This is a genomic window from Vibrio sp. 10N.261.52.C11 (genome assembly GCF_041471405.1).
Lineage (GTDB): Bacteria > Pseudomonadota > Gammaproteobacteria > Enterobacterales > Vibrionaceae > Vibrio > Vibrio crassostreae_C.
This window is the reverse complement of record NZ_JBFROI010000004.1, coordinates 57,842-78,523: the sequence shown is the minus strand read 5'-3', so window position 1 is coordinate 78,523 and position 20,682 is coordinate 57,842. Positions and strand designations below refer to the sequence as shown.

At 44.2% G+C, this 20,682-nt stretch carries 23 protein-coding genes and 1 pseudogene; 15 read left to right on the top strand and 9 right to left on the bottom strand.

The window, feature by feature from the left end; all coding sequences use genetic code 11:
- Nucleotides 1-135 precede the first annotated feature (135 nt).
- The 13 genes and pseudogenes from yiaK to AB4323_RS00370 form a co-directional block, all read left to right on the top strand.
- The gene (gene yiaK, locus AB4323_RS00430) at nucleotides 136-1,137 is read left to right on the top strand and encodes a 3-dehydro-L-gulonate 2-dehydrogenase (protein ID WP_017058863.1); all 1,002 of its coding nucleotides are present in this window, start codon (nucleotides 136-138) and stop codon (nucleotides 1,135-1,137) included.
- A gap of 24 nt (nucleotides 1,138-1,161) precedes the next feature.
- A complete protein-coding gene (locus tag AB4323_RS00425; protein WP_017058864.1) occupies nucleotides 1,162-1,650 on the top strand; it encodes a TRAP transporter small permease in 489 nt (162 codons plus the stop codon).
- Nucleotides 1,650-2,930: a TRAP transporter large permease subunit gene (locus tag AB4323_RS00420; RefSeq protein WP_017058865.1), complete on the top strand. Its 1,281-nt coding sequence runs from the start codon at nucleotides 1,650-1,652 to the stop codon at nucleotides 2,928-2,930. The genes AB4323_RS00425 and AB4323_RS00420 overlap by 1 nt, the downstream gene beginning before the upstream one ends.
- Nucleotides 2,931-2,951: 21 nt before the next feature.
- Nucleotides 2,952-3,926 carry a DctP family TRAP transporter solute-binding subunit gene (locus AB4323_RS00415; RefSeq protein WP_017058866.1) on the top strand — a complete coding sequence of 325 codons (975 nt, stop codon included), beginning with the start codon at nucleotides 2,952-2,954 and terminating at the stop codon, nucleotides 3,924-3,926.
- Between the two features lie 94 nt (nucleotides 3,927-4,020).
- On the top strand, nucleotides 4,021-4,731 hold the full coding sequence (locus AB4323_RS00410; RefSeq protein WP_017058867.1) for an L-ribulose-5-phosphate 4-epimerase: 711 nt from the start codon (nucleotides 4,021-4,023) through the stop codon (nucleotides 4,729-4,731).
- A gap of 10 nt (nucleotides 4,732-4,741) precedes the next feature.
- Complete coding sequence (locus AB4323_RS00405; RefSeq protein WP_372100604.1) at nucleotides 4,742-5,584, top strand: Cof-type HAD-IIB family hydrolase; 843 nt, start codon at nucleotides 4,742-4,744, stop codon at nucleotides 5,582-5,584.
- A 44-nt stretch (nucleotides 5,585-5,628) separates the two neighbouring features.
- On the top strand, nucleotides 5,629-6,117 hold the full coding sequence (locus AB4323_RS00400; RefSeq protein WP_017058869.1) for a YhcH/YjgK/YiaL family protein: 489 nt from the start codon (nucleotides 5,629-5,631) through the stop codon (nucleotides 6,115-6,117).
- Nucleotides 6,117-7,610 carry an FGGY-family carbohydrate kinase gene (locus tag AB4323_RS00395; RefSeq protein WP_017058870.1) on the top strand — a complete coding sequence of 498 codons (1,494 nt, stop codon included), beginning with the start codon at nucleotides 6,117-6,119 and terminating at the stop codon, nucleotides 7,608-7,610. The genes AB4323_RS00400 and AB4323_RS00395 overlap by 1 nt, the downstream gene beginning before the upstream one ends.
- A complete protein-coding gene (locus AB4323_RS00390; protein ID WP_017058871.1) occupies nucleotides 7,603-8,247 on the top strand; it encodes a 3-keto-L-gulonate-6-phosphate decarboxylase UlaD in 645 nt (214 codons plus the stop codon). The genes AB4323_RS00395 and AB4323_RS00390 overlap by 8 nt, the downstream gene beginning before the upstream one ends.
- Nucleotides 8,248-8,254: 7 nt before the next feature.
- On the top strand, nucleotides 8,255-9,013 hold the full coding sequence (locus AB4323_RS00385; RefSeq protein ID WP_017058872.1) for an IclR family transcriptional regulator: 759 nt from the start codon (nucleotides 8,255-8,257) through the stop codon (nucleotides 9,011-9,013).
- 9 nt (nucleotides 9,014-9,022) lie between these two features.
- Nucleotides 9,023-9,892, top strand: coding sequence for an L-ribulose-5-phosphate 3-epimerase (locus AB4323_RS00380; protein WP_372151356.1), 870 nt, complete (start codon nucleotides 9,023-9,025; stop codon nucleotides 9,890-9,892).
- 10 nt (nucleotides 9,893-9,902) lie between these two features.
- Nucleotides 9,903-10,226, top strand: a complete 324-nt coding sequence (locus AB4323_RS00375) for a hypothetical protein (RefSeq protein ID WP_009845890.1) — start codon at nucleotides 9,903-9,905, stop codon at nucleotides 10,224-10,226.
- Nucleotides 10,227-10,315: 89 nt separating this feature from the next.
- A pseudogene (locus AB4323_RS00370) lies at nucleotides 10,316-11,416 on the top strand (MFS transporter); the annotation flags it as partial.
- 214 nt (nucleotides 11,417-11,630) lie between these two features.
- Here AB4323_RS00370 and AB4323_RS00365 read toward each other — a convergent pair.
- The 3 genes from AB4323_RS00365 to AB4323_RS00355 form a co-directional block, all read right to left on the bottom strand.
- Nucleotides 11,631-11,768, bottom strand: a complete 138-nt coding sequence (locus tag AB4323_RS00365; protein ID WP_009845892.1) for a hypothetical protein — start codon at nucleotides 11,766-11,768, stop codon at nucleotides 11,631-11,633.
- A gap of 251 nt (nucleotides 11,769-12,019) precedes the next feature.
- The gene (gene rpe / locus AB4323_RS00360) at nucleotides 12,020-12,691 is read right to left on the bottom strand and encodes a ribulose-phosphate 3-epimerase (RefSeq protein ID WP_102332372.1); all 672 of its coding nucleotides are present in this window, start codon (nucleotides 12,689-12,691) and stop codon (nucleotides 12,020-12,022) included.
- Between the two features lie 36 nt (nucleotides 12,692-12,727).
- Nucleotides 12,728-13,327: an HAD family hydrolase gene (locus AB4323_RS00355; RefSeq protein WP_372151354.1), complete on the bottom strand. Its 600-nt coding sequence runs from the start codon at nucleotides 13,325-13,327 to the stop codon at nucleotides 12,728-12,730.
- 245 nt (nucleotides 13,328-13,572) lie between these two features.
- Between AB4323_RS00355 and AB4323_RS00350 the strand changes: the two genes are divergently transcribed.
- Nucleotides 13,573-13,782: a hypothetical protein gene (locus tag AB4323_RS00350; RefSeq protein WP_009845895.1), complete on the top strand. Its 210-nt coding sequence runs from the start codon at nucleotides 13,573-13,575 to the stop codon at nucleotides 13,780-13,782.
- Between the two features lie 163 nt (nucleotides 13,783-13,945).
- Here AB4323_RS00350 and AB4323_RS00345 read toward each other — a convergent pair whose 3' ends face one another.
- The 6 genes from AB4323_RS00345 to AB4323_RS00320 form a co-directional block, all read right to left on the bottom strand.
- Nucleotides 13,946-14,827 carry an L-ribulose-5-phosphate 3-epimerase gene (locus AB4323_RS00345; protein ID WP_372151352.1) on the bottom strand — a complete coding sequence of 294 codons (882 nt, stop codon included), beginning with the start codon at nucleotides 14,825-14,827 and terminating at the stop codon, nucleotides 13,946-13,948.
- Nucleotides 14,828-14,835: 8 nt separating this feature from the next.
- On the bottom strand, nucleotides 14,836-15,483 hold the full coding sequence (locus AB4323_RS00340; RefSeq protein WP_017064001.1) for a 3-keto-L-gulonate-6-phosphate decarboxylase UlaD: 648 nt from the start codon (nucleotides 15,481-15,483) through the stop codon (nucleotides 14,836-14,838).
- A gap of 4 nt (nucleotides 15,484-15,487) precedes the next feature.
- On the bottom strand, nucleotides 15,488-16,309 hold the full coding sequence (locus AB4323_RS00335) for a Cof-type HAD-IIB family hydrolase (protein WP_108117666.1): 822 nt from the start codon (nucleotides 16,307-16,309) through the stop codon (nucleotides 15,488-15,490).
- Between the two features lie 108 nt (nucleotides 16,310-16,417).
- Nucleotides 16,418-17,116, bottom strand: a complete 699-nt coding sequence (locus tag AB4323_RS00330) for an L-ribulose-5-phosphate 4-epimerase (protein ID WP_017064003.1) — start codon at nucleotides 17,114-17,116, stop codon at nucleotides 16,418-16,420.
- Between the two features lie 10 nt (nucleotides 17,117-17,126).
- Nucleotides 17,127-17,594, bottom strand: a complete 468-nt coding sequence (locus AB4323_RS00325) for a PTS sugar transporter subunit IIA (RefSeq protein WP_017064004.1) — start codon at nucleotides 17,592-17,594, stop codon at nucleotides 17,127-17,129.
- 66 nt (nucleotides 17,595-17,660) lie between these two features.
- Entirely contained in the window at nucleotides 17,661-19,499 is a 1,839-nt protein-coding gene (locus AB4323_RS00320) for a PTS ascorbate-specific subunit IIBC (RefSeq protein WP_017060920.1), read from the bottom strand.
- A 339-nt stretch (nucleotides 19,500-19,838) separates the two neighbouring features.
- Between AB4323_RS00320 and ulaR the strand changes: the two genes are divergently transcribed.
- Nucleotides 19,839-20,594 (top strand): HTH-type transcriptional regulator UlaR, encoded by a 756-nt coding sequence (gene ulaR / locus AB4323_RS00315; protein ID WP_017064005.1) that lies wholly within the window; start codon nucleotides 19,839-19,841, stop codon nucleotides 20,592-20,594.
- Nucleotides 20,595-20,682: the final 88 nt, after the last annotated feature.

Sequence of the window (20,682 nt, the reverse complement as noted above, 5' to 3'; positions counted from 1 at the left end):
ACTTTTTAACCAGTTAACAGTTATCAGAGAAAAACTTAATAAGGAAATATTTCGCAACTTTGCTCACAGAATATTTTCGGAATAACAACAATAATTGATTCCGCATTATGGAATTTAACTTATCGGAGAGCACTGATGCCTTTAGTATCTACAGAGAAACTACAACAAGAATATGAACGAATCCTTTTGGCTAGAGACATGAAACCAGAGATGGCAAGCAAGCTTGCTGCAGGTTTTGTTGAAATGGCAAACGAAGGTACTTACTCACATGGCATCAACCGTTTTCCGGTATTCATTGACCAAGTAGATAAAGGTCAAATCAAATTAAATGCCGAGCCAGAATGTGTTAACAGCATGGGAGCACTAGAGCAATGGGATTGTAACTACGGACCTGGCGTTCTTAATGGTCTTATCTGTGCAGAACGTGCAATGGAATTAGCACGTGACTACGGTATCGGCATGGTCGGTATGCGTAATTCGAACCACTGGATGCGTGGCGGAGCTTACGTATTAAAAATGGCTCGTGAAGGTTTCGCAGGGATTGCATCGACAAACTCAATAGCAGTAATGCCAGCATGGGGTGGTAAAGATCACCGTGTCGGTTCAAACCCTCTAATCATGGCAGTAGCTGGCGATCCACCTGTTGTTGTTGATTGCTCAATGACTCAATTCTCTTACGGCCAACTTCAAAATTTCGTCCTTGCTGACAAAGAACTGCCTGTCGTCGGCGGCTTCGATGATAACGGCGAACTAACCAAAGACCCACATGTACTTTGGGAAAATAAACGTCTACTTCCAATGGGCTTTTGGAAAGGTTCATCAATGGCAATCGTGCTAGACATGATGCTAACTGCCATCACTGGCGGCCACTCAGTACCCGCACTAACTGAAGATATGGGTGGTGAGTTTGGTGTATCTCAATTCCTTATCGCTATCGACCTAAGCAAGACAATGGACCAAAGCACTTACGCACAAGAGATGAAGCGCATTCGTGACTACGTACTTGAATCAGAGCCTGCAGAAACTGGCTCAGTGATGATTGCTGGTTCTGAAATTGAAAACTTCATCAAGAAACACGAAGCAGCTGGCGGCATTGAAATCAATGATGGAATTTGGGAACAGATTACATCTCTGTAATTTGCCAAAGGTAGGGAAAGCTTTATGCAAAGTGTATTTAAGAGTATTTGGAAAAGTATCGATGTCATCATGGCGGTCATTCTGACTTGTATGATTATTCTCGTATTTACAAACGTAGTTTTACGCTACGGCTTTTCTTCTGGTCTTCGTCCCTCTGTAGAACTATCTCGCCTTGGTCTTGTATGGATTGTCATGCTTGGTGCAGCCGTTGTGCTGCGCCGAGGTGAGCACCTCGCGGTTTCGGAATTCTCTGAACGACTATTCCCTAAAGCAGTACCCGTACTAAGACGAATTTGTTGGGTAATTGTATTGATATCAGTTGGCATGCTTTACGTTGGTTCATACCGTCAAATGATGTCCAACTGGTCAGATATTTCTCAACTAACAGGGCTTCCTTCAGCATTATTTTACTTAGCTGGCGTGGTATCAGGCGCGTTAATGGGTGTGATTGCCTTTGTACGAATCTTCAAACCAGACTGGCAGCTAGATAGCTTAGAAGAGGAGAAAGAATAATGACGTTAGCCATTTTCTTATCGGTATTGATTGTCTCAATCTTACTTGGTCTTCCTGTCGCATTTGCACTGTTGTTGTCTTCAATGGCGTTGATGCTTCATATGGACTTCTTTAGTGCAGACATTCTTGCGCAGTCTTTAATTAATGGTGTCGACAGCTTTACTTTGCTTGCCATCCCATTCTTCCTTATTGCAGGAGAAGTAATGGCATCGGGTGGTTTGTCACAGCGTATTGTCCGCTTAGCGACCACTTACGTTGGGCATCGTCAAGGTGGTTTAGGTTACGTCGCAATCATGACGTCGGTATTACTTGCTGGCCTTTCAGGTTCCGCTGTAGCAGATGCCGCAGCCTTGGTAAGTATTCTTTACCCAATGATGAAAGCAGCGAAATACCCAGAAGCACCTTCAATGGGTCTATTGGCATCCGGCGGTATCATCGCACCTGTTATCCCACCTTCAATACCTTTGATTTTGGTTGGTGTTGCTGGCGGTATCTCAATTAAAAACCTATTCCTAGGCGGCATTGTTCCAGGCCTGTTGATGGGTATGACATTGATGTTTGTTTGGCGTTGGACGGTTCGTAAAGAAAATCTAGCGACCTCAGAAAAAGCGACAAAAGCAGAAAAGCGCGCAGCACTGAAAGATGGTGTTTGGGCATTGATGCTGCCAGTCATCATCATTGTTGGTATTCGCTTTGGTATTTTCACCCCAACAGAAGCGGCAGTCGTTGCGGCGGCATACGCAATCTTTATCTCTACGTTTGTGTACAAAGAACTCACCATTAAGAAGTTCTATCACATCGTACTGAACGCAGGTCGTTCGACCGCAATGGTAATGTTCTTAGTAGGTTGTGCAATGGTTGCAGCTTGGCTAATTACTGTTGCTCAACTTCCTCAACAACTCGCAGAAATGTTAGGTCCACTAGTGGATAGCCCTCGTCTACTCATGGCAGTGATTATGTTGCTTGTGCTGTGTGTTGGCATGGTTATGGACTTGAGCCCAACAATTCTGATTCTTGTACCTCTATTAATGCCTGTCATCAAGATGGCTGGGATTGACCCAACGTACTTCGGACTCTTGTTCGTTATTAACTGTTCAATTGGTCTGATTACGCCTCCTGTAGGCACCGTACTGAACGTAGTGTGTGGTGTAGCTAGAGTTCCTATGTCAACGGCTGTGAAAGGTGTATTGCCATTCATCGCTGCGTACATGGCTCTGCTCACACTGTTTGTCATCTTCCCAAGCATTATCACTGTGCCAATGTCGTTTGTCATTGGTTAATCCTCGACGGAGAAAATAATAATGAAATCCCTACTAAAACTTACGTTACTTGCTTCAACGATTGCATTGAGCTCAAACGCGCTTGCAACAACCACTCTAAAACTGGCGCACGCTGCACCAGAGTCAGATTTGCAACAAGACCTATCTTTGTTCTTTAAGAAAGAAGTAGAAGCTCGTTCAAACGGCGAAATCAAAGTAAACGTATACCCACAAGGTCAACTGGGCAGTGATAAGCAAATGATCGATGGCTCACGCGCTGGCATCGTTGATTTAGCGATGGTTGGCCTAAACAACTACAACGGTCTAATGCCTGAATCAGCAGCATTCACACTCCCATTCATGTTTCCAGATCGTCAAACAGCCTACAAAGTACTAGACGGCGAACCGGGTAAAGAAGTGCTAGCGAACTTCGAGAAATTCGGTCTTAAAGGCCTTGGTTTCCCAGAAAATGGTTACCGCAACATGACCAACAACGAGAAGCCGATTCGTCTACCTTCAGATGTAAAAGGCCTACAAATGCGTGTTAACGGCTCGAAAGCACTGAATGACATGTTCAATGAACTAGGGGCTAACCCGCAGCAACTTCCAGTATCTGAACTTTATACTGCACTTGAAACAGGCGTTGTTGACTCTCAAGACCACCCAATTTCTGTAACGCTGTCTTTCAAATTTGATGAAGTACAAAAATACCTAAGCCTTACACAACACGCATACTCGCCACTGGTTCTTACTATGAACCTACGTAAGTTCGACAAGCTAACTGAGGAAGAGCAAAAAATCATCGAAGAGGTTTCTGCTGAAGCCGTGGCAATGCAGCGAGAGCTAAGCATCCAGAAAGAAGACAAGATGATTGCTCAGCTAGAAGCGAACGGTATGCAAGTAAACCGTGATGTTGATGGCGCAGCTTTCCAACAAGCAATTCAGCCAGTATGGAGCGCTTACATCGAGAAAAATGGCGATGTCATGATCAACAAGATCAAGCTAGCCACTAAGTAACGCGATTGAGTGCGATTGCCTAGCGCGTTTTTGGCTAAGAATTTAGCTAGGCAATCAACTCGTACTTCAACTCAATACAACATAGGCAAATACCATGTCTCAAGAACCAAACGCGTATCAAGAATTAAAAGAACGAGTGTTCGCAGCAAACTTACAACTTCCTAAATATGGCTTAGTTACTTTCACATGGGGCAATGTCTCTGAGATTGACCGCGAACGCGGCGTTATTGCCATCAAACCATCTGGTGTGGAATACGATGTAATGACGGCAGACGACATTGTGGTACTGGATTTAGAAGGCAACCGTATTGAAGGCAAGCTAAACCCTTCAAGTGACACAGCAACCCACGTTGAGCTTTACAAAGCCTTCCCAAACATTGGCGGCATTGTTCATACGCACTCTCGCAACGCGACCATTTGGGCACAAGCAGGCCGAGATATTCCAGCACTAGGCACAACACACGCCGATTACTTCTACGGCGATGTCCCTTGTACTCGATTACTCACTAAATCTGAAATTGAGTCTGAGTACGAGAAAAATACGGGCTTAGTGATCATTGAAGAATTCAACCAACGTGATATCGACCCACAAGCAATGCCAGGCGTGATCATCGCGGGCCATGCGCCATTCACATGGGGCAAAGATGGTTCAGACGCAGTGCACAACGCGGTAGTAATGGAAGAGATTGCAGCTATGGCAACCGCCACTCGCTCAATCAGCCCAGAAGTCGCTATTCAACCAGAACTGCTCGATAAGCACTACAACCGTAAGCACGGTAAGAACTCATACTACGGACAGAAGTAAGGTTTCACACATGGATCAGCTGTTTACGCATCAGTCATCTAAGCACAAGCTATTGGCACTCGATCTCGATGGTACCGTTCTTAATTCACAGCACACGATTAGCCAAGAGTTAGTCGAGACGATCAAACAGATCGCTCAGCACACTCATGTGGTTATCGTTACCGGGCGCCACCATGTTGCGGCGAAGCCTTATTACAACCAGCTTGGCTTATCGACCCCAATAATTTGTTGCAACGGCACTTACATCTTTGATTATCAGAACGATACTGTCATTCAAGAAAACGCCATAGACAAGGCCATCGCAGCCGAATTTATTACGCTTTCTCAAGCACATAACTTAAAGATGGTGATGTACGTTCGTGATGCCATGCTCTATTCAAGAGCTCGTCCAATTGAATACATGGAAGCCCTGTTGACGTGGTCTCAAACCTTCCCGGAAAGCCAACGCCCCAATATTCAAAAAGTCGACGATTTCCAGTATGAGGCTCAAAGCTCTGACTATGTGTGGAAATTTGTTGTGGAAGGCGAAGTAAACACGTTTGCCGAGGTTCCTTTCGTAAAAGAGAACTTCAATGGCGAACGGTCTTGGATTGACCGGGTCGATTTCGCCGCAACGGGAAACAGCAAAGGTAATGCGTTGACTCGCTACATCGAACCTCTAGGGATCGATCTAGATGAGTGCATCGCCGTAGGAGACAACCATAACGATATCTCAATGCTTAAGGTCGTTGGGCTCGGCGTCGCGATGCAAAATGCCGACGACACGGTAAAGGGTGCTGCGAACCTGATCACACAAAAAAATAACGATGATGAGACAGGGCTCGCTGAACTCTTACACCGCTTATTTACCTAACCCTGCTCGTTTCTTGATAGCCGTTTATTTTATAAGAGAATTTTATGTTAGTCGGAAATACTCAACTTACTCAAATCAGTAAATCGTATCCTGTCGTTATTCAAAACGTGCTTGAGTACTTGAACAGCATCGACAAAGAACAACTCGCTCTAGGTCGCCATGAACTGCCAGGTTTTGATTCAAAACAGGCATGGTTTGTTGTACTGGAATATGACAAAGAGCCACTAGGTAACTTCCAACCTGAAGTCCATAAATACCATTCTGATCTGCAGATCATTCTGGAAGGTTCTGAGGTGATGGCTTGGGCAATCGATACAGGCGAACACAGCAACGCGCAGCCTTATAACCAAGAACGTGATCTTCAATTCTACGAATATCCGGGAATTGAACTGAGCTTCATCCATGCAAAACGCAATCAATTTTATTTGTTCACGCCAAATATCGTGCACATCACCAATATTGAAAATGATGACAGCCAACCAGTAAGAAAACTGGTGGTGAAGATTCACAACGATTTACTGGAAGCCAAGTAATGAATTACTACATTGGAATTGATTCTGGCGGCACTTTTATGAAAGCCGCGTTGTTTAACGAAAAAGGTGAGCAACAAGGCCTTGCGCGCGTATCGGCGAGCGTCATTAACGAGAAGCAAGGCTGGGTAGAACGCGATCTTGATGCCTTATGGGGAAACGCGGTCGACGTCATTAAACAGCTTCTAGATACCACAAAAGTCGATCCATTAGACATCAAAGGCTTAAGTATTTCAGCCCAAGGCAAAGGCGTTTATCTGCTTGATAAAACGGGACAAAACCTTGGTCATGGCATTATGTCTTCAGACTCGCGTTCGCTACCTATTGTTAAAGAGTGGCTCGAACAAGGCAAAGCACAAGAGATCTACCCAACCACACTGCAAACACTTTGGACAGGTCACCCGGTTTCTATCATTCGTTGGATCAAAGACAACGATGCAGAACGCTATAACAACATTGGCGCAGTGATGATGTCTCACGACTATCTTCGCTATCGTCTAACGGGCGAAGTGGCCGCGGAACTAACCAATATTTCAGAAAGTAACTTTTTCAACTCCATCACTGGTGAGTATGACAAAGCCCTTTTAAAAACATTTGGTATCGAAGAAGTTTGGGATGCGCTCCCTCCGGTTGTGAAACCTCAGCAACAAGCAGGAAAAATCACCGCGGCAGTCGCAACAGAGACAGGTCTTGCACTTGGAACTCCTGTATTTGGCGGGTTGTTTGATGTGGTATCAACCGCGATTTGTTCTGGAATCAACTCTTCTGAAGACACTCTGAATTACGTAATGGGTACTTGGGCGGTCACGTCTGGCATCTCAAAGCAAGTCACTCAAGAGACGCACAACTTTGTCTATGGCCATTACGCTGTCGATGGTGAATACATCATTCATGAAGCAAGCCCTACCTCAGCGGGCAATTACGAATGGTTCGCCGATTACCTTGGTGACAATGGTCAACTCGACCACCAGCAAAACCAAGCATTAGTTGAAGCATTAGACACGGCATCAAGCAGCCTCTATTTCGTGCCATTTCTTTACGGTTCTAACCAAGGTCTCGGCTTGAAGTCAGGCTTCTACGGGCTGCAATCGCACCATACAAAAGGTCACCTGATTCAAGCGATTTGGGAAGGTATTTTGTTCTGTCACAACATACATCTTGAACGTATGCGCCAGCGTTTTCCGAAAGCAAACGTATTGAAAGTGACCGGCGGCCCTGCGTCTAGTCCTGTATGGATGCAAATGCTGGCTGACCTAACCGGTATGACGGTTGAAATATCAGACGTTGATGAAACGGGCTCATTAGGCGCAGCCATGATGGCGATGGTGGGAGCAGGCGAATTCACATCACTAGAAGAATGCACGCAAGCCATTACCAATTCTGCATCACGTGTTGAACCAAATCCTGAACATTACGACCTATACCAAACAAAATATAAGCACTATCAAAGACTGGTGCAGTTGTTCAAACAATTTGAGGATGAAATGAATGTCTAAGCCCTTATTACAAATGGCACTTGATGCCAATGATATCGACACTGCATTAGCCTCAATAGAGCATGTTGCAGATAAGTTAGATGTGATTGAAATCGGGACGATTTTAGCCTTCGCCCACGGCGTAGATAGCGTAAGAATCCTACGAGAAAAATACCCAAGCCACATCATTGTGTGTGATATGAAAATCACCGATGCCAGCGCTATTTTAACGCGTCTAGCAATGGAAGCGGGGGCCAACTGGGTAACCGTGAGTGCAGCGGCTCATATCGAAACAATACGTTCAGCCAAAAAAGTGACTGACGAATTTGGTGGCGAGGTACAAATTGAGCTCTATGGACACTGGACTCTAGACGACGCAAGAGCATGGGTCGACATGGGTATTAAACAAGCAATTTATCACCGCTCACGTGATGCTGAGCTCGCAGGTGTGAGCTGGACCGAAGAAGATTTGATAAAAATGCAGAAATTATCGGATATTGGAATTGAACTATCCATAACTGGTGGTATTGTGCCAGACGATCTGCATTTGTTTAAGAATCTGTCTGCAAAGTCATTTATTGCTGGTCGTGCATTAGCCGGTAGCAATGGCCGTGACATCGCAGAAAACTTCCATACTGAAATAGGTAAACACTGGTAGCACATATATGAGTGAGCAAATTAAATCGTTGTCTAAAGCACTGACTGTATTGGAATTCCTTGGGAACTACCCGAATGGAGTTTCTCTACAAAAAGTGTCTGAAGGGACAGGCTTCAACAAGTCTTCTGTCCACCGTATTTTAGCGACGTTTGAAGCCTCTGGTTATGTTGCTCAAATGTGTTCAGGTAAAGAATATCGCTTAACAATGAAGTTGGTTCAGCTAGGACATGCTGCTATCAACTCTGATGTCACTGGCACGGTTAAGCCATATCTATCTGAACTGCTCGACGATGTGAATGAAACGGTTAACTTTCTCTCTTTTGATGCTGACAACATCATTTTTAAAGACAAGTTCGAACCCGTTAACTCTGCCTTTAGAACTCGAACCTACGTCGGGCTGCATTCACCAATGTACTGCTCTGCTGCAGGTAAATGTTACCTCGCATTCAGCTCAGAGAGCGTTCGAGAAACCTACTGGCAACGCAATGTCAGCACGATGAAGCCGTTAACTGAGAATACGATTCTCGATAAGTCTCAGTTTTTTGATGTTCTCGATAAAATCAAAGCGCGTGGTTATGCGCTTGATGATGAAGAGAACGAAGCGGGTATCTCTTGTGTTGCTGTTCCTATTTTTGACAAGAACAAATCTCCTGTATACGCGGTAAGTGTCTCGTCGCTTACGCCCAAAATGAAAGCACTCGGCTACGAAGAAATTGCTAGCAGAATTCAAGACATTACAACGCGTATAGAACAACAACTCTTTTAAGGAAAAAGAATGTTTGATTCTAAAAACAAATTCAGATTAGGTATTTACGAAAAAGCGATGCCAACTTCCCTTACTTGGGAAGAGCGCCTGATTCACGCGAAAGAAGCGGGCTTCGACTTTGTGGAAATTTCTGTCGATGAGACCGATGAGCGACGCGCTCGTTTGGATTGGTCTGATGAAGAAATTTACGAGCTTCGTCGCCTTTGTGAAAAGCACCAAGTGCCTTTCCAATCGATGTGTTTAAGCGCGCACCGTAAATTCCCATTTGGTTCTATGGATGAAGCTATTCGCACGGAATCGCTGATCATCATGGAGAAAGCGATTTCATTAGCATACAAACTGGGTATTCGTTGTATTCAAATGGCGGGCTACGACGTGTATTACGAGCCGCAATCCGCTGAAACTCACGCTCGCTTCATTGAAGGCATGCAACAAGCCACCAAAATGGCGGAGCGTGCAGGCATCATGTTAGGTGTGGAGATCATGGATACCCCGTACCTTAACTCTCTGAGCAAATTTGAAGTACTTAAGCGTGAAATCCCATCACCTTACTTCATGGCTTACCCAGACGTAGGTAATATTTCTGGTTGGAACTACGACGTGTGTACCGAGCTAAAATTGAGCCGCGATCACCTAGTACAAGTTCACCTTAAAGACACGTTACGAGTTTCAGAAACCTGTAAAGGTCAGTTCAGAGATCTGGTGATTGGTGAAGGCCAAGTCGACTTCCCTGCTATTTTCAAAACACTCGCTGAAATTGATTACAGCGCACCATTAGTGATTGAAATGTGGGCTCAAAATGACAACTGGTTAGACGATATCAAACAAGCAAAAGCAACGTTGAAATCTATCGCTAACCAATCTGGCTTTGAACTGTAAGGAAACGACCATGACAATTTTTCGCACCGCTTTTTTCGAAGCTGATTTAACTGAAGAACAAAAACAAGACTTCTACCAATACATGGAAAACGAAGTCGCGCCTATTATTCGCACGTTTCCGAATAACCAAGGGTTAACGCTGAATAAGCCTGAAGCGATTGAAGCTGAAAGCCATAAGAACCTGCTGCTTATGATGCAACACAGTTACGAGAACGAGTCAGCAATGGCTGCTGCTTTAGATTCTGAGCAACGAATCAAAAGTATGCATGCGACCAAAGTGATAATTGAGAAATACAATATTCATGTTCATCACATCAATTTTGTTCGTGATTAACGGCTGAATAGGCAATACACCGTAAAGTCTCAATCGAAAAGCAGAAGATCATCTTCTGCTTTTTTTATCGCTATTGATAAGGAATCACTATGAAAGTATTCCCGTTAAAAGATGCCCCACTGGTTTTGCTGTCTCTGATATTTTTTATCTGGGGACTCATTACCGTTTCAAGTAACTCCCTCATTCCCTATTACAAAGAAGCTTTCTCTCTCGATTATAAAATGGCGATGCTCTTCCCCATGGCCTTTTTTATAACGCGAATAACAGTTTCGCTTCCAACGTCATTTGTGATGGCGAAAGTGGGTTATAGAAGTACATTGAAGTTCTGCTTGATGTGGTGCCTTTTCGGCTGCCTAACGATGGCATATTTGGTCCGAGGAGAACAACTGGTTACAACCCTGCTTGGTATCTTGTTGATGGCTTCAGGAGTATCGGCCATTCAAGTTGTGAGTTCACCTTACGTATCACTACTCTCGACACCTGATAAGAGCGTTATACGTCAAAGTGTGGCGACAGCATCGAACTCCGTTGGCACTGTGCTTGGCCCGTTAGTACTTACCGCAGTGATCCTCGTGGCGACAAGTTTTAACGTCGACAACACCGCCCATCAAGTGTCGTATCTGTTCTTACTCATCGCCCTGTTCTTTTTCGGCTTGTTGGTATTTTTTAGCAAAATGACGCTTCCAGATATCAAACCAAAACAGATGACCGGCTTTTGGCGAGGGTTAACACTTCTAATTAAAAATCAGCAATTTATGAAGTTAGCGTTGGTACTCTTGCTGTACATAGGTGTCGAGGTCAGTTTTGGAACCTTTACTATTACGTACCTTGCCGATCAGCAATATGGCGGCCTTGGTTTGGTATCCGCAACACAGATCATCGCTCTTTATTGGGTATTCATGTTTGTTGGCAGAGTGCTATTCGCAAAGTTCGGCAATACAGTAAACAAACATTATCTATTCTCACTGTCTTGCGTAATTGCAGCTTTGATTAGTGCCATTGCGATGTATCAAAATCATGTTTGGATAGGCTATTTAATGCTTTTCATCGGGCTATGTAATTCAGCTCTCTACCCTATCATTTACGCACAAGCGCTACATGCGTCCGGTAAGCAAAGCTCACAAGGGGCAGCGATTCTAATCATGTGTTCCATTGGAGGGGTTATTTTGCCATTCGCACAGGCGAGCTTAAAACATCGTATTTGAACCATCGGTTTGATACGTCGCTTGGCTTGAAGAAGTAAAGAAGTTTAGGGGGCAATCGATAGCGAGAAATTCGGCCTGAATGGCCTAGAGGTGAGAAAAAAGATACAGAGAATGGATGTAATGCTTCTGATATTAATTTGTGTCAGTGAGTGGCTAATCACCACCACTGATCACACTTAACGCAGGTTTATTTAAGAAATTAAACCCAAGCAGAAGCAACAAGTAGGATAATTGCACCCATGATAACGGTAGACTTAGCAAAAAATAGAACTTCATTCATTACTGAAGGTTTTGCTAGTGATGCGTTGTTTTCATTTGTGATTACTGTAGCGTTCATACTGTGTTCTCATCGTTGTGTGATCTGAGGTCAATTTTGCGCCATTATGTGACCAAAGTCAATAATAACTGTAGTTTTATTACACAACAATCTAAACTCCAATTGAAGAGCACACCAACCAAACAACGCCTCGAAACCTCTGCTTACTCCACGTAATTTTTCATTCAATCAACATCCATTAGATACAAAAAAAAGCCCGAAGCCTGATACACAGAACACTTCGAGCCTTTGTACGGCAATAGGTACACAACTTAATTCAATTGAGCCAACTCCGAGCGCATTGAACCGATGACTTGTCCATAATCTTCACTATCAAAAATAGCCGAGCCAGCAACAAACATATCCGCACCCGCTTCAGCAATCTCTTTTATGTTGTTAACTTTCACACCGCCATCGACTTCTAAGCGAATATCACGCCCAGATTCATTAATGCGTGATCGGATTGAACGTAGCTTATCAAGCGTAGCTGGGATGAAAGATTGACCGCCGAAGCCAGGGTTCACCGACATCACTAATATCAGGTCAACTTTATCTATGATGTAATCAAGATGACTCAACGGCGTTGCAGGGTTTAATACAACTCCGGCTTGGCACCCGTGCTCTTTAATTAACTGTAAAGTACGGTCAACATGCTCTGACGCTTCTACATGAAACGTAATCATCGTCGCACCCGCTTCAGCAAATTGAGGCACCAGTTGATCAACAGGCTTTGCCATTAAATGCACGTCAATCGGCGCTGTAATTCCAAAATCTCGTAGTGCTTTTAATACTGGCGCACCAAAAGTCAGGTTGGGTACATAGTGGTTATCCATAACATCAAAATGAATAACATCAGCCCCAGCCGCGAGAACACGTTCTACGTCCTCACCAAGGCGAGCCAAATCAGCAGAAAGAATCGAAGGTGCGATAAGATATTGTTTCATTGTTTTCCTAGTTATTTTTGTATCGTTAAATTCTGTTTAGCTAGCTGGAACAAACTGGGTTATGCGCCCATCCTCGACCATATAACAATCCATACCTGCAGCCGTTGCAGCGTGTTGCCCAATGATCGTATCTTCAAATACCACACAATCCGTCGGATCAAGTTCTAGCTGCCTTGCGACTTTCAAGAAAGTATCTGGGTTAGGTTTATGATTTTTTACGTCATCCGAAGTCACTATTGTGCGTATCATTGAAGGGATGTCCGTCGTCTTGAGAATCGCCCTCGCATGCTTTGCCTGCGCACCAGTGCCAATTCCAATTTTTTTCAATTGATACTGTTGCTGCAAGAGCGCATAAGTTTCAGGGATAACATCGCCTTTGTGCTCAATGGCTTCGAAGTTGGCGATTTTATCCGATGTGATTTCCTGGGCATCCAATGTTAGGTCGTAACGCTTTAGGAGCTCTTGCGTGACTTTTCTCGATGGCATTCCACCAAGTTGATCTAACCATTCTTTGTCGTAGGGAATGCCGAACTTCTCACAAGTTTGTTGCCATGCATGAGCATGTGCCACCATAGAATTGACCAGAGTCCCATCGAGATCAAAAATAATTCCTTTATATTTATCTAACTTTGGCATCGTCAATCTCTCATCTGTTTTGAGACTCATAGTACTAATCGCACTAGATAAAACCTATTCATGATCTTCTTAATATGATCTTATTCAACAATCCGACAATTAACCGAAGTGATGCAATAAAAGCCGTTGTTTTACTATTGAAATCATATTTTGAGCACATCTCACCCATTTTTACTTAAACGAACTAGAGATGCATAAATTGAAGATGATATAGTCCACCAAAATCAAATACCTTGGACATGACCATGCATTCTAGCGACATCATCAAATTGGCAAATTTAGGCGTTAATATCGAAATTTCAAAAGACTCTTCCTTGCATCCCTCTGATGCGTTAGAAGTGGTAAAGATTGTTGCTGAAATCGGTAGCCAAATCGTCATCAAAAAGAAGTACCACACAGACTACCTGATTCAGATGGCTGAAGTGGGCCGTGATCATGTGACTATTGCTGTTTAAGAACAGCCACTATTTCGAAATTGACATAACCTCAGCTTCAACAGTTTAGAGCGACATGTTGATATAAAAATGCAGCATATTGGGGGGCAATATGCTGCATTTTCTCTTTTCGTTAGGAGCACCGAGAACGCAAAGAGAAACTAGTTAATAATTCTAAGTAGAGTTAGTGGTCAAACAACATCGGAACACCCGTTTGCACACAAACATCATTCAGTCGTTTTTGTGCCGTAAGTATATTCTCTTTCCAACGTTCATCTTGAGCCCACATCTCAATCACGAGTGGTACGACGCACTCAGTCTCTTTCAACGTTTCAAAAATGGCATTAAAGTCGACTTCACCATCACCAATCACTAAGTCTCGAAATTGACCTTTGTATTCGTCAGTCACTTTATAAGTGTCTTTGAGGTGGATCTGAGTGATATGAGGCTTGCTCAACTTTAGTTCCGTCACTATGTCGTAATTCCAACCGGAGATATTACCCACATCTGGATACGCCGTGAAATACGGTGAATTGACTTCACGACTCAGCACTTCAAACTTGCTCAAAGAGTTCAAGTAATCGGTATCCATGATCTCCACAGCGAGCATAACGCCCGACCTTTCCGCCAACTGCGCAGAAAGCTTCATGCCTTCAATGAACCTCTGGTGAGTCACCCTATCCGCAGGCTCGTAGTAAACGTCATACCCAGCCAATTGGATGGTACGAATACCCAATTTGTAAGCGAGTGAGATCGCTTTTTCCATATGGATAGCCGCTTGTTCACGAATCACCGGATCTGCAGATCCAAATGGGAACTTGCGATGCGCGCTTAAACACATGGATTGCAGCGGTACACCATGCTTTTCACACAGGCGACGTAAGACATACACTTCATCGTCATTCCAATCCAAACGGCTACGGCGCTCGTCTGATTCATCTACCGATATCTCAAGAAAATCAAAGCCGAGCTCTTTGGTTGTTGCCAGTTTGTCTTCCCAGCTGAGTTCGTTAGGTAGGGCCTTCTCATAAAGCCCTACTCGGTGGCGTGATAAGTTTTGGTACATAACGCCTCCTAATTCCAGTAACGGTCGATCTGAGCTTTTAGTGCTTCTGCTGTTTCTTTACCTTTTTCACCCGCAAGTGCGCGACCTGCAATAAAGGTTTTTGCTTTAATGCCTTCAAATAGGTAAAGGTCTTCAGGCACGATGCCACCTGTGATAGAAAGCTCGATGCCCATTTCAGACAATGCACGCATCTTCACAAGATCTTCTTCAGTCCAGCCCACACCAGCTAATTCAGCGTCACGAGAACGGTGATAGATAGCTTGAGAGATACCTAGGTCGACCCAAGATTGAGCATCGTCCATTGTCCAATTGCCGTAAATTTCGATTTGTATTTCACCGTTAAATTCGTCAGCGACTTTCTTACACGCACCAATGGTTGCGATGTGTGCAGCCGCAGAAACGGTTATCCAATCAGCACCCGCTTCGAATGCCATTCGAGCCAAAATTGCGCCGCCATCGGTGGTTTTCATATCGCACACAAGGATATGGTCTGGGTGGTTTTTACGAAGGGTAGAAACCGCTGTCATCCCTTCAGCAAAAGCCAAAATAGTGCCCACTTCAATCACATCAACAAAGCTTTCAACGTTGTTTGCCACTTCAATTGCGGCAGGAAGATTTGTTTGGTCTAGGGCGATCTGAATCATTGGTTTAGTCATGTTGTTATCCTTTAATTTGTTCACGTATTAGACGGGCTAAGCCATCATGGTTGTTATCTGTTGAGCACACGCGTTGAACGTGTGATTTGACGATGTCATCAGCATTGAGCATCGCTACACCGAATCCGGCGTACTTAATCATGGATATGTCGTTGTGGTTATCACCGACGGCAATGACGTCATCGGCGTGATAACCGAGTTCTGCGATGTATTCAGCAAGGCGTAGGCCCTTACTGTTACCTTTTGCAGCAAAGTCGATTCGGTTTGACCAAGAACGCTCACCGTTGAAGTTCTCTCCTATCCATGGGTGTTGCATCAAACGGTCGACGGAATCTTGGCTCCCCTCTACCACAAACTTCCAAACGTGTTCAGCTTGTTGAGCTGTTTCTATGAATGATTCCACTTGGTAAATTTGTGGGCGATGTTGCTCTGGTGCCGTTTCAGCCCAGCTTTCCAATGCCAACATGTAGGCAAATGGGTTGTACTGTGAGTACGTCATGGCATGAGTTATATACATCACCATCTTGAGCTGAAACTCGTCAGCCATGTTAATGAAAGTAAGTGCCTTATCTTTCTCTATGGCGCTTTGAGTCAATACCGTTTCAGTTTGATAGTCATAAACATAAGTGCCGTTACAGCAGATGATTGGAGTATCTAGCCCCAATTCGTAATAGTAAGGTCGTGCTGCTGTGTGGTGTCGGCCAGTAACAATCATGACGTGACAACTTTGTTTGGCTTCTTGAATCGCCTTTTTTACTTCTGGATGAATCGTGTGATCATCCTTTAACACGGTTCCATCGAGATCTAACGCCAGCACTTTATACATAGAGTCCTCTACTTATTCCCTGAAGTCGGGCCTAATCAATATTGAAGCTACTTAGAGTCGAAGCTCGTAACGGCTTACTTAAACGGCTTATTTAAACAAAAAGCCGATTTACTGTTGGCCGTAATAAGCATTTTCACCGTGCTTACGTAAGTAGTGTTTGTCGGATAGTTCTGGCTGAATTTTGATGCCGCTATTCAAGGTGCGCGTTGCCAACGCCATTGCCGACACTTCTTCTAATACCACCGCGTTATGAACGGCGTCGTTGGCATCTTTGCCCCAAGAGAACGGCGCATGTCCTGCAACAATCACACTTGGAACGGCCATTGGATCGATTCGACGTTGCTTGAACTCTTCAATAATCACCAAGCCAGTATTTTTCTCGTACTCTTCAGAAATTTCAGAGTGAGACAATCGACGTGTACATGGGATGTCACCGTAGAAATAATCAGCGTGAGTGGTGCCTAAGGCTGGGATGTCGATACCCGCTTGTGCCCAAATGGTGGCACTGCGTGAATGCGTGTGAACAATGCCACTCACTTCAGGGAAAGCTTTATAGAGCTCTAAGTGCGTTGCGGTATCGCTTGAAGGATTGAGTTTCCCTTCAACAACCTTGCCTTCGAGATCGACGACCACCATGTCTTCAGCCGTCATATCACTGTATTCGACACCTGATGGTTTAATCGCTATCACTCCGTTAACACGGTCAAACTCAGAGACATTACCCCAAGTAAATGTCACCAAACCGTATTTCGGAAGTTGCAAATTGGCTTCTAAAACACGTTGTTTCAATTGGCTATATTTAGACATCGTTGCCTCCTTACGCCGCTTCCGCTTGAAGCAATGCAGCATCAATTAAACGCGCCACTTCTTCTGGGCTTTTGCACGCGCGAAGTTTTGAGAAGTCTTCATCGAATTCAATCAAGTTCGCCACTTGCATGGTGCCTTCGATGTGCTCTTCTGAGTCCTTACCCGCTAGTGTTATCAGCACATCTACAGGCTCATCAACACCTTCAAACGTAATTGGCGTTTCAAGCACGGTTAGCGCAAACCCAGTACGAATAACACCGTCTTCAGGGCGGCAATGTGGCAGTGCGAACGCATCGTGAATACAGATATAAGGGCCTTCTTCACCAATCGCTTTGGTAATCGCGTCGTAGTAACGCTCTTCTGCAATACCCGCTTTCACCAATGCATCAGTCCCAAGCTTGATCGCCGCTTTCCAGTCAGCTGCTTTTGCGTTCAGTAGGATAGAGTTATTCTTGATAAGAGATTCTTTTAAGTTCATGTTATTGCTCACTTATATAATTGTTTTTATTGGCTCAGCAGTGCGACACCACTGAGCCGTTTTTAATTATTTATGGAAGTTGTTCTCGATGATGGAAACAAGTTCGTCGCCGAAAGTTTTCACCATAATCATGTTCTTAACCGCTAACTGTTGCTTACCTTCCGGCAGACCCGTGATCTTCGCTGCAAGAGCAACCGAAGTAACGATGATGTCGAATGAACCAAGGTGTGATTTGTAATCAGTGATGGCGCTGTTAAAGGTCGAGCTTGGGATGCCTTTCTTGTCCAAATACTCTTTGATTTTCTTAGAGCACATCATTGAAGAACCTTGTCCTGAGCCACAGCACACTAAGACACGAACCGGTTTCTGGTCAGCGGCTGGTGAGATTCGAGTTTCTGATGTTGTAGAAGCTGCCGTTGTTGAAACAGATGGTGCTTCAGCGGTTGCTGTCGATTGTTGTGGAACCGCGACTTCAACCTCAATACCTTCAGGCGTTACTGCGGTCATTGTTTCAGCAGCAGCTTCTGCGTCTTCTTCAGCTCGTAGTTGCTTAGAAGCGAAGTACATGTAGATGCCAGCCAAAGCCAAAATCACAAAGAAGAACATGCTAGAGCTTGAGATACCTTGCATGATTGGTGGGAATACCAGAGCCCAGTCAGCCATGCCCATCCAGCCATTAAACTCAGTACCTGATTGAGCGAAGATATGGATTGCCCACGCAGAGCCAACCACTTCGATGATGCCCATCACGAAACAGATCTTCATCACCGCTTTCCAGCCACCAAAGTGGTTAGCAAACACACCGATAGTGGCGTTCGAGAAGAACATTGGGATAAAGCCAGGAATGATCATGATTGGTGCGTCAAACGCTAGCATTGCAAGAACAGCGGTGAATTGACCCACTGCGCCCCACATGAAACCAAATACCATTGCGTTAGGAGAGTAGGCGTAAATAGCAGCACAATCGATTGCTAAAACAGCGTTAGGAATAAGGCGTTGAGAAATACCGTTAAATGCCTCGGACAGTTCCGCAACGAACATGCGAACACCAGTAACGATGACTTGAATGGCAACAGCGAATTTCAAACCAGTTTCAAAAATGTAGATAAACCAGTGCGTTTTACCTGCCATGTCCTGAAGGTTATCAAGACCGAACGAAAGAAGAATAATGCCGAAGAAGCCAGTCATTACTAACGTTGTTGCAGCGATACTGTCGTGGAAAATGTGTAACCACTTAGGCAGTTTGATGTGGTCAACACTGTCGTTCTTGTCGCCAAGCTTCGGTGCAACCTTGGTGGCTACCCATGAAGCAAACTGTTGTTGGTGACCAATCGAGAAACCCGCACCACCAGTGACTTCTTGAGTCGGCTTGAACATGATGTTTGAGGAGATACCCCAGTACAACGCCATCAATATTGCTGAATAAATAATGGTTTCCCACATACCTGCACCAAGCACGAAGTAGAAAACAGCAATGAGGCCAGCTTGCTGGAACATGATATGCCCAGTCAGCATGATGGTTCTGATACCCGTAATACGTCGGAAGGCAACAAGTAGAATGTTTAGCCCAAGAGCCAGTAATACTGCATACCCAACCCAAGAGTAGTTGTCGCCCATGGTTTCCATGGTGGACATCATGGAGGTGTACGGGTCAATTACCGATCCCGTTAATCCATGTATTTCACTCATTTTTTCAATAACCGGTTTAAAACCCGCTACCAATGTTCCTGCACCTACCTGCACTATCATGAAACCAACGATGGTTTTAATAGAGCCGGAGATAACAGTTGTTGCGTCACGTTTTAGAAGGATGTAGCCGAGACAAGTAACAAGACCGAGTAGCAACGGTGCTTTGGTCATTACCTGACTGTAAAAAATATAGAAAATATCGTATAAGAATTCCATATCTTTACCCCTGATTGATTTTTAATTTTAATGATTTGTAGGATGTGATGATTCTAGTTTTGCTCACGAACTAGACTTTATCAATCAAAAGTAATCATTCAATGCTCACTTGTGATTACTTTGATTTATATCAATTAACCACACCCAGAATGTGCTTAATTGAGCTTTAGATCACACGAAAAAATAATAAATACAATAAAATCAGCTACTTATAAAACATTGTGATTAATGTCTGGTTTTTATAGCGATGTGGTTTGACAATCATGATGGTGATTATTAGAATCAAAACAAATCAAAAGTAATCATTAAATTGTCACAACGACAAAAAGAGTGATAAATATGAATGAAGTACAAAGACATAACGGCATCTTGTCGCTGTTAGAAGATATGCAGACAATCAACGTCTCTCATATTATTGATAAATTTAGCGTTTCTCCTGCTACTGCTAGGCGCGATATCGCTAAGTTAGATGAAGTTGGCCGACTTAGAAAAATTCGAAATGGTGCGGAACGAGTAGAAACTCAGAAGAGAAAGTGGTCACCACTGAATATCAACAGCACTGAGTTCTATGAAGAGAAATCAGAGATTGCTCAAGCAGCTGCAGGGCTTTGTCAGGCTGGCGATACAGTCGTGATCAACTGTGGTTCGACGGCTTTCCTACTCGGTCAGCAATTATGTGGCGATGACGTTCAAATCGTAACGAACTACTTTCCACTCGCAAGCTACTTGATCAACGAAGATCATGACGATGTCATCATCATTGGTGGTCAATACAACAAAGCGCAGAACATCTTTCTAAACCCTGCCCCTAATTCATTAGGCGGCTATGCGGGAAACTGGATGTTCACCTCAGGTAAAGGCTTAACCGATGCCGGGCTGTACAAAGCCGACATGTTAACGGCCGTAGCCGAACAACAAATGCTCGAACAGGTCGATAAGCTTGTCGTCGTGGTCGATAGCTCAAAAGTTGGACAACGTACCGGAATGCTCTTTTGCAGCACCAAGCAAATAGACATCGTCATCACCGGTAAAGACGCCAATCCCGAAGTCGTAAAACTGATTGAAGCTCAAGGGACGCAAGTCATCCTAGTTTAAATCGCAGGGCTAACTAGCCCACCAATAATAATAAATTTAGCTCAGTGCCTTAATCCAAATTAAGGCGCTCGGCTCCCTACATCCAAAA

Bases quoted from the DNA above. Each gene is read 5' to 3' on its own strand.
- AB4323_RS00320 (WP_017060920.1), bottom strand. From the start codon at position 19,499: ATGGAATTCTTATACGATATTTTCTATATTTTTTACAGTCAGGTAATG.
- AB4323_RS00350 (WP_009845895.1), top strand. From the start codon at position 13,573: ATGCATTCTAGCGACATCATCAAATTGGCAAATTTAGGCGTTAATATC.
- AB4323_RS00355 (WP_372151354.1), bottom strand. From the start codon at position 13,327: ATGCCAAAGTTAGATAAATATAAAGGAATTATTTTTGATCTCGATGGG.
- ulaR (WP_017064005.1), top strand. From the start codon at position 19,839: ATGAATGAAGTACAAAGACATAACGGCATCTTGTCGCTGTTAGAAGAT.
- AB4323_RS00325 (WP_017064004.1), bottom strand. From the start codon at position 17,594: ATGAACTTAAAAGAATCTCTTATCAAGAATAACTCTATCCTACTGAAC.
- AB4323_RS00405 (WP_372100604.1), top strand. From the start codon at position 4,742: ATGGATCAGCTGTTTACGCATCAGTCATCTAAGCACAAGCTATTGGCA.
- AB4323_RS00330 (WP_017064003.1), bottom strand. From the start codon at position 17,116: ATGTCTAAATATAGCCAATTGAAACAACGTGTTTTAGAAGCCAATTTG.
- AB4323_RS00375 (WP_009845890.1), top strand. From the start codon at position 9,903: ATGACAATTTTTCGCACCGCTTTTTTCGAAGCTGATTTAACTGAAGAA.
- AB4323_RS00415 (WP_017058866.1), top strand. From the start codon at position 2,952: ATGAAATCCCTACTAAAACTTACGTTACTTGCTTCAACGATTGCATTG.
- AB4323_RS00380 (WP_372151356.1), top strand. From the start codon at position 9,023: ATGTTTGATTCTAAAAACAAATTCAGATTAGGTATTTACGAAAAAGCG.
- rpe (WP_102332372.1), bottom strand. From the start codon at position 12,691: ATGAAACAATATCTTATCGCACCTTCGATTCTTTCTGCTGATTTGGCT.
- AB4323_RS00345 (WP_372151352.1), bottom strand. From the start codon at position 14,827: ATGTACCAAAACTTATCACGCCACCGAGTAGGGCTTTATGAGAAGGCC.
- AB4323_RS00395 (WP_017058870.1), top strand. From the start codon at position 6,117: ATGAATTACTACATTGGAATTGATTCTGGCGGCACTTTTATGAAAGCC.
- AB4323_RS00340 (WP_017064001.1), bottom strand. From the start codon at position 15,483: ATGACTAAACCAATGATTCAGATCGCCCTAGACCAAACAAATCTTCCT.
- AB4323_RS00335 (WP_108117666.1), bottom strand. From the start codon at position 16,309: ATGTATAAAGTGCTGGCGTTAGATCTCGATGGAACCGTGTTAAAGGAT.
- AB4323_RS00365 (WP_009845892.1), bottom strand. From the start codon at position 11,768: ATGAACGCTACAGTAATCACAAATGAAAACAACGCATCACTAGCAAAA.
- AB4323_RS00420 (WP_017058865.1), top strand. From the start codon at position 1,650: ATGACGTTAGCCATTTTCTTATCGGTATTGATTGTCTCAATCTTACTT.
- AB4323_RS00400 (WP_017058869.1), top strand. From the start codon at position 5,629: ATGTTAGTCGGAAATACTCAACTTACTCAAATCAGTAAATCGTATCCT.
- AB4323_RS00385 (WP_017058872.1), top strand. From the start codon at position 8,255: ATGAGTGAGCAAATTAAATCGTTGTCTAAAGCACTGACTGTATTGGAA.
- yiaK (WP_017058863.1), top strand. From the start codon at position 136: ATGCCTTTAGTATCTACAGAGAAACTACAACAAGAATATGAACGAATC.
- AB4323_RS00390 (WP_017058871.1), top strand. From the start codon at position 7,603: ATGTCTAAGCCCTTATTACAAATGGCACTTGATGCCAATGATATCGAC.
- AB4323_RS00410 (WP_017058867.1), top strand. From the start codon at position 4,021: ATGTCTCAAGAACCAAACGCGTATCAAGAATTAAAAGAACGAGTGTTC.
- AB4323_RS00425 (WP_017058864.1), top strand. From the start codon at position 1,162: ATGCAAAGTGTATTTAAGAGTATTTGGAAAAGTATCGATGTCATCATG.